General features: G+C 62.8%; 8 protein-coding genes. 2 read left to right on the top strand and 6 right to left on the bottom strand.

Features of this window, described 5'->3' with window-relative positions; translation table 11 throughout:
* Window positions 1–400: 400 nt before the first annotated feature.
* A complete protein-coding gene (locus tag AC07OK_RS15735) occupies window positions 401–3,166 on the top strand; it encodes a TonB-dependent receptor (RefSeq protein WP_494691198.1) in 2,766 nt (921 codons plus the stop codon).
* A gap of 45 nt (window positions 3,167–3,211) precedes the next feature.
* Here the strand turns inward: AC07OK_RS15735 and corA are convergent, their stop codons facing one another.
* From corA to glnA, 5 genes are all read right to left on the bottom strand, one after another.
* Complete coding sequence (gene corA, locus AC07OK_RS15730; RefSeq protein WP_494691197.1) at window positions 3,212–4,180, bottom strand: magnesium/cobalt transporter CorA; 969 nt, start codon at window positions 4,178–4,180, stop codon at window positions 3,212–3,214.
* 73 nt (window positions 4,181–4,253) lie between these two features.
* A complete protein-coding gene (gene ntrC / locus AC07OK_RS15725; RefSeq protein WP_494691196.1) occupies window positions 4,254–5,753 on the bottom strand; it encodes a nitrogen regulation protein NR(I) in 1,500 nt (499 codons plus the stop codon).
* Between the two features lie 70 nt (window positions 5,754–5,823).
* On the bottom strand, window positions 5,824–6,921 hold the full coding sequence (gene glnL / locus AC07OK_RS15720; RefSeq protein WP_494691195.1) for a nitrogen regulation protein NR(II): 1,098 nt from the start codon (window positions 6,919–6,921) through the stop codon (window positions 5,824–5,826).
* 10 nt (window positions 6,922–6,931) lie between these two features.
* Window positions 6,932–7,423, bottom strand: a complete 492-nt coding sequence (locus AC07OK_RS15715; RefSeq protein WP_494691194.1) for a DUF4124 domain-containing protein — start codon at window positions 7,421–7,423, stop codon at window positions 6,932–6,934.
* Between the two features lie 125 nt (window positions 7,424–7,548).
* Window positions 7,549–8,964, bottom strand: coding sequence for a type I glutamate--ammonia ligase (gene glnA, locus AC07OK_RS15710; protein WP_026335076.1), 1,416 nt, complete (start codon window positions 8,962–8,964; stop codon window positions 7,549–7,551).
* Window positions 8,965–9,276: 312 nt separating this feature from the next.
* On the opposite strand from glnA, the gene AC07OK_RS15705 reads away from it, so the two are divergent.
* Complete coding sequence (locus AC07OK_RS15705) at window positions 9,277–9,735, top strand: rhodanese-like domain-containing protein (RefSeq protein WP_494691193.1); 459 nt, start codon at window positions 9,277–9,279, stop codon at window positions 9,733–9,735.
* Here AC07OK_RS15705 and AC07OK_RS15700 read toward each other — a convergent pair.
* Window positions 9,732–11,096 (bottom strand): TAXI family TRAP transporter solute-binding subunit, encoded by a 1,365-nt coding sequence (locus AC07OK_RS15700; RefSeq protein WP_494691192.1) that lies wholly within the window; start codon window positions 11,094–11,096, stop codon window positions 9,732–9,734. The genes AC07OK_RS15705 and AC07OK_RS15700 overlap by 4 nt on opposite strands.
* Window positions 11,097–11,197: the final 101 nt, after the last annotated feature.

Raw genomic sequence — 11,197 nt, 5'->3', positions numbered from 1 at the left:
TCTACACTCGAATGGAATCGTCGGCAGCGTCAGGGGTGGAGAAGAGACAGGCCAGCTGCGGCGGCCGGCGCCCCTCCCTGCGTCTGTTATCAGACGAACAAACTGTCGTCACACATCACCCCCCCCCCCGCTAGCATGAACTTGGTTTAACGTCCCACTATCGCCTAGCACAACCGAGCAACAAACAACCAAATACTTTGTATTTTTGTGTAAATAAGTCGTCTTTTTTTGAAATAACCATCAGAAGTGTTGTTTATTTCAATCTTGTTACAGAGTGTCAATTGACGTTGCCGGACTCAAGTGGTCTGATGACCGCCTTGAATAATTTATAGATGGATTATTCATTATGGGATTTTTAATGACAAAGTACTAAGCCGTAACCTCGCTAGGAGTTCAAGCAATGATGATGGAAACTGTAATTTCGCGTTCACTGCGCCTGATGTTTTCGGGCAGCGCTGCACTGATCGGTGCAGGCCTGCTGGCCCAGCCAGTATTTGCACAGGATACCCCTGTCATACAACGCGTGGAAATCACCGGCTCGTCGGTTAAGCGTGTAGACGCTGAAACCTCGCTGCCGGTACAAGTGGTCACCAAGGCGGACATCGCCCGCACCGGCGCCACCAGCACTGAAGAATTGTTGCAGTCGATCTCCGCCTTCTCCTCGGCGGGCGGCACCAGCAACGCCACCGGCGCCGGCAGCTCGACCGGCGGCCTGTCGTCGATCTCGCTGCGCGGCCTGGGCTCGACCCGCACCCTGGTGCTGGTCAACGGCCGCCGCCTGGCGGCGTTTGCCGGCAGCGACGGCGCCTCCGTCAACGTCAACGTCATCCCGCTGGCCGCCATCGAGCGCGTCGAAGTGCTGAAGGATGGCGCCTCCGGCGTGTACGGCAGCGATGCCGTGGCCGGCGTGGTCAACTTCATCCTGTCCAAGCAGACCGACGGCGTGGAAATCACCGGCGGCTACGGTTCCCCATCGCACAGCGGCGGCGGCCAGAACAGCAAAGCCTCGATCACCGGCGGCTTCAACACCGACCAGCTGCACCTGGTGGCTTCGGGCTCCTACGAAAAAGAAAAGGCCCTGTTCGGCCGTGACCGCGACTACGCGTCCACCTCGACCAAGCTGCCTTACTACAACGGCACCGCGACCGGCCTGGGCAACATCCAGGGTTCGTTCACGCCAGGCAAGGGCACCGACGCCGGCTTCAGCTCGGGCGGTTCGGGCTACGGCAATCCGCTGGCCATCGGCGACAAATGCGGCACCATCAAGATGGGCACCCTGCAAGGCGGCGCCAAGGGTTCGCCTTACTGCTACTACGACAGCGGCCCGGACGTCGGCCTGACGCCTGATCGCGAACTGTTCAACTTCACCAGCAACCTGACCTATCAGCTCAACGAGCAGCACCAGCTGTTCGGCGACGTGCTGTACTCGCAGAGCAAAGTCACCCAGACCTACCAGGCTTCGCCGGCGCGCGCCAGCTTCTTCGAGACCGACGGCGAGTTCGCCAAGCAAGGCGTGGATGCGGCACTGCTGCTCTACCCAAGCAACCCGGTCTACCAGTCGATCGCTGCGCCTTACCTGCACAGCCAGGGCTTCGATACGCTGATCGGCAAGCCATTGTCGATCACTTCGCGCGTGTTCGACTTCGGCCCACGCCAGAACGTCGACACCGCCAAGCAGGCACGCGTGGTCGTCGGCGCCAAGGGCACCATCGGCGCGGTCGACTACGAAGTGGCGCTGACCCACAACGAGTCCAAGCTGAACAGCGCTGTCACCACCGGCTACTTCTCGCAAGTGGCCTACGCCAAGATCATTAACGCCAGCAACTGGAATCCATGGGCGGCAGGCGGCGTGCAAACCGGCGCCCTGGCCGACCAGCTGAAAGGCGCGGCCTTCAGCGGCGACTTCCTGGCAGCGAAATCGACCAGCAACTCCTTCGACGCCAAGATCACCGGCGACTTCTGGACCATCGCCGGCATCACCCCGCAATACGCGGTGGGCGCGCAGTCGCGCAAAGAGAACTACACCACCAACCCTAGCGCGGCTTACCAGTCGGGCGACATCTCCGGCCTGGGCGGCTCGGTCGTACCTATCGACCGCGACCGTACCGTGAACTCGGCGTTCGGCGAACTGAGCGTTCCTCTGACGAAGACGCTGGAAGCCAACCTGGCAGTGCGCGACGACCATTACGACGACGTCGGCAACTCAGCCAACTGGAAAGGCAATGTCCGTTGGCAGCCGACCAAGACCTTCCTGCTGCGCGGTTCGTACGGCACCGGCTTCCGCGCACCGTCGCTGGTCGACCTGTGGCAGCCGCAGACGCTGGGCACTTCCGAGCAGTTCAACGACCCGGCGACCAAGCAAACCGGTCTGCAAGTCAATGCACTGTCGGGCGGCAATCCCAACCTGAAGCCAGAGAAGTCGAAGCAGTACTCGTTCGGCGCCGTATGGCAGCCGGTATCGAGCGCCAGCATCGGTGTTGACTTCTTCAACATCAACATCCGCGACATCCTGGCGACGCCGTCGGCGCAAGAAGTCGTATCGCGCTTCCGCGCCGGCGACCCGGCCTACGCCGGCCTGGTGACCCTGAACGGCAACGACATCGTCAGCATCCGCTCGACCTTGGCCAACACCGGCAACGCCAACGTGCAAGGCCTGGACCTGACGGCCAACTGGAAGGACAACTTCAGCTTCGGCAAGCTGGAAGCCAACCTGAACGGTACCTACATGGATACCTTCGACCAGACCAGCCCGGGCGGCGACGTCTCGCACAAAGTCGGCACCATCGTTGACGCTTCCGGCAACCCAGTGATCGGCGCGCAAAACGGCGGCGTGATCCTGCGTTGGAAGCATCAGCTGGCTACGACCTGGAGCAAAGGTCCATGGTCGACCACCCTGGTGCAGAACTATCGCAGCGGCTACCAGGTTGGCCACGACCTGAACGACAACAAGGTGTTCATCTCGTCGGAAGCCATCTACGACGCCAACGTAACCTTCCGCGGCATCAAGAACCTGACCCTGGCGCTGGGCGTGAAGAACCTGTTCGACAAGCAGCCTGACCCGATTGGCACCGCAGTCACCAATCAGTTCCAGTCCGGCTACGACATCAACCAGTACGATCCACGTGGCCGCTTCGTCTACGTGACCGCTGGCTACAAGTTCAAGTAAGCTCCGCAGCCCCATGAAAAACGCCCGCTTGATGCGGGCGTTTTTTTATAGCCAACCAGCCTTCTTGAAACGCCGGTGCAGGTACAGGCACACGCCCACCATCACCGACAGCGCGAACGGATAACCATACCGCCATTCCAGCTCCGGCATGACCTTGAAGTTCATCCCCCACACGCCGGCAAACGCGGTGCAGATCGCAAAGATCGCCGCCCACGCCGCCAGCCGCTTGTTCACTTCGCTCTCCTCGATCGCCACCATCGACAGATTGACCTGGATCGCCGTGGCAATGGTGTCGCGGATGGTATCGAGCGCGGAGCTGATGCGGTGCAAATGGTCATGCACATCGCGGAAGTATTCCTGCGTGTCCTGGCACATGGCCGGCACGCGGCCGCCGTGCAAGCGCCCCACCGCCTCCATCAACGGCGACACCACATGGCGCACGATGGTCACCTTGCGCTTGAGCTCATACAGCCGCTGGATGTTGTCGCGCTGCTTGCCCTGGCTGAAGATCAGCTCCTCGATTTTCTCCAGCTCCGTCTCCAGCATATCGAGCACCGGGAAGTAGCGGTCCACCACCGCGTCCATCAGCGCGTACAGCACGAAGGCCGGGCCCAGGCGCAGCATGTGCGGCTCCTTCTCCGCCCGCGCGCGCACCCCGAGGAAGCCCTGCTGGCTGTGGCCGTCGCGCGCCGACAGCACATAGCTGTCGCCGACGAATATATCGACCTCGCCGACCGCCACGTCGCCGTCGCGGCACTCGATGGTCTTGACCACCACGAACAGCGAATCGCCGTACTCCTCGATCTTGGGCCGCTGGTGGCCGCGCCGCGCATCCTCTACCGCCAGCTCGTGCAGGCCGAACTCCTGCTGCATGATCGCCAGCTCGTCCGGCTGGGCGTCGCGCAGCGCGACCCAGACAAAGGTCTCCGGCTTCTCGATGTAGTCGCTGATCTCCTCGACCGGAATGTCCGCCAGCTTCTGGCCGTCCTGATAGGCCACACAATTAATCAGCATACTGTTTCCATAAAAAAAAAGCCCTTGGCTTCATCAGCCAAGAGCTTACCTCAAACCGGCGCGGCAGCCGGGATCAATCGTCCTTGGCGCCGTCGATGCCGAGTTCGGCGATCTTGCGGGTGATGGTGTTGCGGCCTATGCCCAGGCGCACCGCCGCGTCGTTCTTGCGGCCGTGCGTGTGCTTGAGCGCGGTGCGTATCAGCGCCGACTCGAACTGCCGGCCCAGCACCGCCATCACTTCCTGCTGTCCGCCGCTGAGCATGCTGGCGGCCTGCGCTTCCAGCAAGCCCAGCCACGCGTCCGGCGCGCCGGACGCAGTCGACGCATGCGCGCCGCCGCTGTCGGCCACCGGCATCGCCATCACCGTGCCGTGATGCTGGATAGGCGCATAGCTCTCGACCGGCGCCGGCGCGTGGCCCTGCTCCTGCGTCAGCTCCAGCGGCAGATCCTTCACTTCCACCGTCTGGCCCGGCGCCATCACCGTGATCCAGTTGCACAGGTTTTCCAGCTGGCGCACATTGCCCGGCAAATCCAGGCCGCTGAGGAATTGCAGCGTGGAGTCGCTCATGCGCTTGGCTTCCACGCCCAGCTGCTTGGCGCTCTGCACCAGGAAGTGGCGCACCAAAATAGGGATGTCTTCGCGCCGCTCCCTCAAACTGGGCAGGCGCAGGCGGATCACGTTGAGGCGGTGATACAAGTCTTCGCGGAACAAGCCTTCGCGCACGCGCTGCTCGAGGTTCTGGTGGGTGGCGGTGATCACGCGCACATTGGCCTTGAGCGGCTGGTGGCCGCCGACGCGGTAGAAGTGGCCGTCCGACAGCACGCGCAGCAAACGGGTCTGCAAATCGAAGGGCATGTCGCCGATCTCGTCGAGGAACAGCGTGCCGTTCTCGGCCTGCTCGAAGCGGCCGCGGCGCGTGGTCTGCGCGCCGGTGAAGGCGCCGCGCTCGTGGCCGAACAGTTCGGACTCCAGCAAGTCCTTCGGGATCGCCGCCGTGTTGAGCGCGATGAAGGGCTGCGCCGCGCGCGGGCTGTGCTTGTGCAGCGCGCGCGCCACCAGCTCCTTGCCCGAGCCCGATTCGCCGGTGATCAGCACCGTCACGTTCGATTGCGACAGGCGGCCGATGGCGCGGAACACTTCCTGCATCGCCGGCGCCTGGCCGAGGATTTCCGGCGTCTCCGACGGGCCCGACTCGACGCTGGTCTCGCGCAGGCTCTCGTCCAGCGCGCGGCGGATCAGCTCGACGGCCTTGTCGATGTCGAACGGTTTGGCCAGGTATTCAAAGGCGCCGCCCTGGAAGGCCGCGACCGCCGAATCGAGGTCGGAGAAGGCGGTGATGATGATGACCGGCAGGCCGGGGAAGCGCGACTTCACCAGCTGCAGCAGGTCAAGGCCGGAGTCGCCCGGCATGCGGATGTCGGACACCAGCACCTGCGGCGTCTCGAACTCCAGCGCGGCGATGGCGTCGCGCGCGTTGGCAAAACTCTTGGTGGCCAGGTTTTCCCGGGCCAGTGCTTTTTCCAGTACCCAGCGGATCGATTCGTCGTCGTCTACTATCCAGATTGGCTTCATGTGTTGTGTGTATCCCGCAATATGGATCGTCAATCAAGGGACCCGGCATCCGCCCCCTGCCCGCCTGGGCTTATGGCAGTGGCAGCAGGATGCGGAAGTCCGTATATCCAGGCCGGCTCTCGCACTCGATCACACCCATGTGCTGCTGCACAAAGGTCTGCGCTAGGGTCAGCCCCAAGCCGCTGCCGCCTTCCCTGCCCGATACCAAGGGATAGAAAATCCGGTCGCGGATCTGGGGTGCGATGCCCGGTCCATTGTCAATGATATGCAAGTCTAATGCCAGCCCGTAACGGACCTTGGCCAGGGTGACTTGGCGCGCCACGCGCGTCTTGAAAACGATCTCCGCATCGCCGGCGTCGATGCGGCTGGCCAGCGCCTGGGCGGCGTTATGCGCGATGTTGAGCACGGTCTGGATCAGCTGCTCCTTGTCGCCGCGGAACTCGGGGATCGAGGCGTCGTAGTCGCGCAAGATCCTCAGGCCGGACGGGAACTCGGCCAGCATCAGGCTGCGCACCCGCTCCAGCACTTCGTGGATGTTGACGTCGCCGACGATGTGCGGCCGGCGGTGCGGCGCCAGCAGGCGGTCGACCAGCGTTTGCAGCCGGTCCGCCTCCTTGATGATGACCTGGGTGTATTCGCGCAGCTGGCCGGCGTGCAGCGCCGGCAGCTCCATCTCCAGCAGCTGCGCGGCGCCGCGGATGCCGCCCAGCGGGTTCTTGATCTCGTGCGCCAGGTTGCGGATCAGCTCCTTGTTGACCTGGCTCTGGTCGAGGATGCGCTCCTCGCGGTCCAGCTTGAGGTGCTGCAGGTGCTCGCGCAGCTCGATCAGGATGTGGCCGGGCGGATCCTCCAGCGCCGAGACGATGCTGTGCACATGCAGCGCATCGCGCCCGGCCCGCTCCAGCATCAGGTCCTGGCGCAGGTCGGAGAACTTGTGCTCGCGCGCCTGGGTGCAGATGTTGTCGAGCTCGCCGGGGTTGAGGAACTGCGCGCTCAGCGTCTGGCGCGACAGCGCCTTGAGCGAGCTCTCCAGCAGATTCTCTGCGGCCGCGTTGGCGTAGACGAACTGGCCCTCGGCGTCCAGCAGCACCACGGCCGAAGCCAGCAGTTCCAGACCCGCCAGTGCCGGTGGGCGGTGCTTGCCGGCGTTAAGACTAGTAGGGCTCATAGTAAACTCGTCATCGGATATTCGCGATCTCACGTTTCAAGGCTTCGATATTCTTTTCCGAGCGGCCGATGTTGTCGCGCATGGCGGCCACCCGCTCCTGGTACTTGGCGTAGTTGCGCTCGTCGCCGCGCCGTTCCGGCTCGCCGTTGTTGAACTCCTTGCGCAGCTCCGCCAGCCGTTGCGCCTCGTTCTTCAGCTCTTCTTCCAGGATGCCGCGGCGGTCGGCGTCGCGGGCGCGCTGCTCGGCGCCGTCGACGCGCGGAAAGTCGCCCGGCGTGCTGACCGGCGCCGGCACATTGCCGCTGCGCGCGGGCGTGCCCTGGCGGCGCGGCGGCGCTGGTATCACGGTGCCCGGCAAGTCCATCGACTTGCAGTAGCTGCCGCGGTTGATGTCGGTGTACTCGATGCTGCCGTTGGGCGTGACGCACTTGTAGATCTGCGCCTGGGCAGTACCGCAGCCCAGCAGCGCCAGCAACACACATCGTTTAAAGCTAGTTGTCATTCGTAATCCGTGGGTGGAACTCTCCATCCCGAATATACAACATCCAAAGAAAAACGCGGGGAAAGCTCTGCTCGCCCCGCGTTTTTTGCTTCACCACAGGCACCGGCGGCGCCGGTGCGTTGCCATTACAGCGAGTAGTACATGTCGAACTCGGCAGGGTGAGTCGTCATGCGCATGCGCTGGACGTCCTGCATTTTCAGTTCGATGTAAGCGTCGATCATGGAATCGCTGAACACGCCGCCACGGGTCAGGAACTCGCGGTCTTTGTTCAGGTTGTCCAGGGCTTCTTCCAGCGAAGCGCACACGGTTGGGATCAGTGCGTCTTCTTCCGGCGGCAGGTGGTACAGATCTTTCGATGCTGCTTCGCCCGGGTGGATCTTGTTGGCGATACCGTCCAGACCGGCCATCAGCAGCGCTGCGAAGCACAGGTAGACGTTGGCCAGTGGATCCGGGAAGCGGGTTTCGATACGGCGGCCCTTAGGATTGGCCACGTGCGGAATACGGATCGAAGCCGAACGGTTCTTGGCCGAGTACGCCAGTTTGACCGGCGCTTCGTAGCCTGGAACCAGACGCTTGTACGAGTTGGTGCCTGGGTTGGTGATCGCGTTCAGCGCCTTGGCGTGCTTGATGATGCCGCCGATGTAGTACAGCGCGGTGTCGGACAGGCCGGCATAGCCGTCGCCGGCGAACAGGTTGACGCCGTCTTTCCAGATCGACTGGTGCACGTGCATGCCGGAACCGTTGTCGCCAACGATAGGCTTAGGCATGAAGGTGGCGGTCTTGCCGTAGCTGTGGGCCACGTTCCAGACCACGTATTTCAGGTTCTGGGTCCAGTCGGCGCGCTCGACCAGGGTCGAGAACTTGGTGCCGATTTCGTTCTGGCCAGCGCCAGCCACTTCGTGGTGGTGCACTTCGACCGGAATGCCCAGCGATTCGAGGATCAGGCACATTTCCGAACGCATGTCCTGGAAGCTGTCCACTGGTGGCACTGGGAAGTAGCCGCCCTTGACGGTAGGACGGTGGCCGGTGTTGCCGCCCTCGAGCTTCTCACCGGTGGTCCACGAGGCTTCTTCGGAATCGATCTTGACGAAGCAGCCGGACATGTCGATCTTCCAGCGCACGCTGTCGAAGATGAAGAACTCTGGCTCCGGGCCGAAGTAGGCGGTGTCGCCCATGCCGGACGATTTCAGGTAGGCTTCAGCGCGCTTGGCGATGGAGCGTGGATCGCGGTCGTAACCCTTGCCGTCGGCAGGCTCGATGACGTCGCACTGCATGAACAGCGTGGTCTCTTCCATGAACGGGTCGATGTTCGCGGTGTTTGGATCTGGCAGCAGAATCATGTCCGAAGCTTCGATGCCTTTCCAGCCGGCGATCGAGGAACCGTCGAAGGCGTGGCCCGATTCGAACTTGTCGATGTCGAAGTGCGACACAGGCACGGTGACGTGCTGTTCTTTACCACGGGTGTCGGCGAAACGGAAATCAACGAATTTGACTTCGTTTTCCTGGACCATTTTCAGAACTTCTGCGGCTGTCATTGCCATGCGTATCTCCTAAAGGAATGTGGGACTCGTGCGCTCTTGGTAAGCAGTATCCGTGCCAGCTTAAAACTCATCAGCTTATGTCGATAGCGTCTTTGAACTTGCTGGCAAAATGAATCTAAAATTCACCAGCGGGCCCAAGTGCCACTATTTGAGGCATCGCAATACCGCACCAACTGAGTGCATGTTCGAGATATTGCACCTGTTTTGTGCATTTTTGGAAGATTTCCGAAAAATGCACTGCTTCGGTGCACCTGCGTGTGGTGCGGGCGCAGGAAGCCTATAATAAACTCAAACTTATTTCTGGAACATGACATGAGCAAAATAGACGATATTCTTGCATTGGCCCGCAGCCGCAGCAAAGACTGGCCCTATGCCGGCGCCGTGACGCCGCAGGAAGCCTTTGAACTGATCAGCGCCGACAACGCGGTCAAGCTGGTCGACGTCCGCACCCATGCCGAGCGCGACTGGGTGGGCCGGGTGGCGATACCGGAAGCCCAACATGGTGCGGTCCAGTGGAGTCTGTATCCGGGCGGGATCGCCAACCATGAGTTCATCGAAGAGCTGAACTCGGTGGCGCGCAAGGACCAGGTGATTTTATTCCTGTGCCGTTCCGGCGTGCGCTCGCGCAGCGCCGCCAAGCTGGCCACCGAACACGGCTACCAGCACTGCTACGACATCCTGGAAGGCTTCGAGGGCGACAAGGACGAGCACGGCCACCGCAAGCACGTCAGCGGCTGGTGCAAGGCCGAGCTGCCTTGGACCGGCGCTTAAACCGCCACCGCCTCATCGACAGCAGGCGCCGATTCGCCCATCAGGAACTGGATACGCTTGCGCACGAACTGGATGTGGCTGCGCAGGCCGTACAAGCCGTCCGCGAACGATAGCGGGATCGATACCTGGTTGACCAGGTCCTCGATCTCGTTCAGGCGCACCAGCTGGGCCTCGTAGACCTGCATGCGGGTGTCATCCGACGCCTCCTCCACCGCCTGCTCCACCGCGCGCAGCTGGCCGTACCAGCGGTACACGCGCGAACGGATGCGCCACACATACAGCGGCGGCACCACCTTGGACAACGGCAGTATCAGCGCGCCCAGCGCCACCACCACGACCCACATGCGGTCGAAGAAATTCGCCAGCCAGAACGTCATATAGCGTTGCAGCAGCGGCGGACCGCTCTTGTAGTACTTGGCCGCCTCGGCGTCGACCGGGATCTCGGTGTACTTGGCCGACGGGAACTGGCCCTGCTGCGAGAACCAGCCGGCGCCGCTGTGAATGCTGGCGGCCGCCTGCACGAACAGATCGGTCAGCGCCGGATGCAGGTCGTCGCGCGCCACCAGCGTGGCGGTCGGGGCGATCAGGTTGTAGTCCTCGGCCGGGATGTCGCGGCCGAGGTCGACGATCCCCTGCGGCAGCACCACGTGGCTCAGGAAGGGCAGCTTGCGGGCGTAGGCTTCCGCCTGGTTGAAGTTGAACAGCTTGATGCCCGGCGTCTGCAGCAGCATCTGGATCAGCGGCGCTTCCGGCGCCGAGGTGAACACCAGGCCGTCGATGCGGCCTTCCAGCAATTCGACCGTGGCCGGCGTGTTGGCCAGCGAGAAGTGCTCGACCTCGCCCTTCTCCACGCCGTTGAGCTCCAGCACCTGGCGGAACAGGCGCGAGGAGCCCGCGCCCTTGGCGCCGAAGTTGATCTTCAGGCCCCTCAGCTGGGTCAGCTGGGTGATGGGCGGCTTGCCCTTGGTCTCGCGCAGGAACAGCCACAGCGGCTCGACAAACAGGCTGCCGAGCGAGGTCAGGCCCTCGCGTTCGGCCGCCTCCTCGTTGGTGGAGCCGCTCTGCACGAAGGCGATGTCGACTTCGCCGGCCTTAAGGCGCTTGAGGTTTTCGCCGGAGCCGGCGGACGGCACCAGCGTCACCTTGACGCCGTGCTTGGCCAGCGCGGCCGCGTATTTCTTGCCGAACTCAGCGTAGGCGCTGTTTTCCTGGCCGGTGGCCAGGCGCACCGTGCGCGGCGGCGCCGGGTCCACCAGCCAGTAGGCCAGCAGGCAGACGGCGGCGATCAGGGCGATGGTGGGCGCGGCGGCGACAAACAAGTCCCGCATGGAGAACTGCGTGAACTTGAGGATTTTGGACATGTGGTGGCGTATCGGCTTCATGGGCTGATACATTGCCTACAAATCAACCCGGGGTCAAGGGAAAAGCGGGGTCAGTTCCGGCATCGTGCCACGCGTGGCAC

This window comes from Duganella sp. GW821-FHT07G03 (genome assembly GCF_059418605.1).
Note: the sequence above shows the minus strand (reverse complement) of the source record. Positions and strands in the feature narration are given on the sequence as shown.

Bases quoted from the DNA above. Each gene is read 5' to 3' on its own strand.
- AC07OK_RS15735 (WP_494691198.1), top strand. From the start codon at position 401: ATGATGATGGAAACTGTAATTTCGCGTTCACTGCGCCTGATGTTTTCG.
- corA (WP_494691197.1), bottom strand. From the start codon at position 4,180: ATGCTGATTAATTGTGTGGCCTATCAGGACGGCCAGAAGCTGGCGGAC.
- ntrC (WP_494691196.1), bottom strand. From the start codon at position 5,753: ATGAAGCCAATCTGGATAGTAGACGACGACGAATCGATCCGCTGGGTA.
- glnL (WP_494691195.1), bottom strand. From the start codon at position 6,921: ATGAGCCCTACTAGTCTTAACGCCGGCAAGCACCGCCCACCGGCACTG.
- AC07OK_RS15715 (WP_494691194.1), bottom strand. From the start codon at position 7,423: ATGACAACTAGCTTTAAACGATGTGTGTTGCTGGCGCTGCTGGGCTGC.
- glnA (WP_026335076.1), bottom strand. From the start codon at position 8,964: ATGGCAATGACAGCCGCAGAAGTTCTGAAAATGGTCCAGGAAAACGAA.
- AC07OK_RS15705 (WP_494691193.1), top strand. From the start codon at position 9,277: ATGAGCAAAATAGACGATATTCTTGCATTGGCCCGCAGCCGCAGCAAA.
- AC07OK_RS15700 (WP_494691192.1), bottom strand. From the start codon at position 11,096: ATGTCCAAAATCCTCAAGTTCACGCAGTTCTCCATGCGGGACTTGTTT.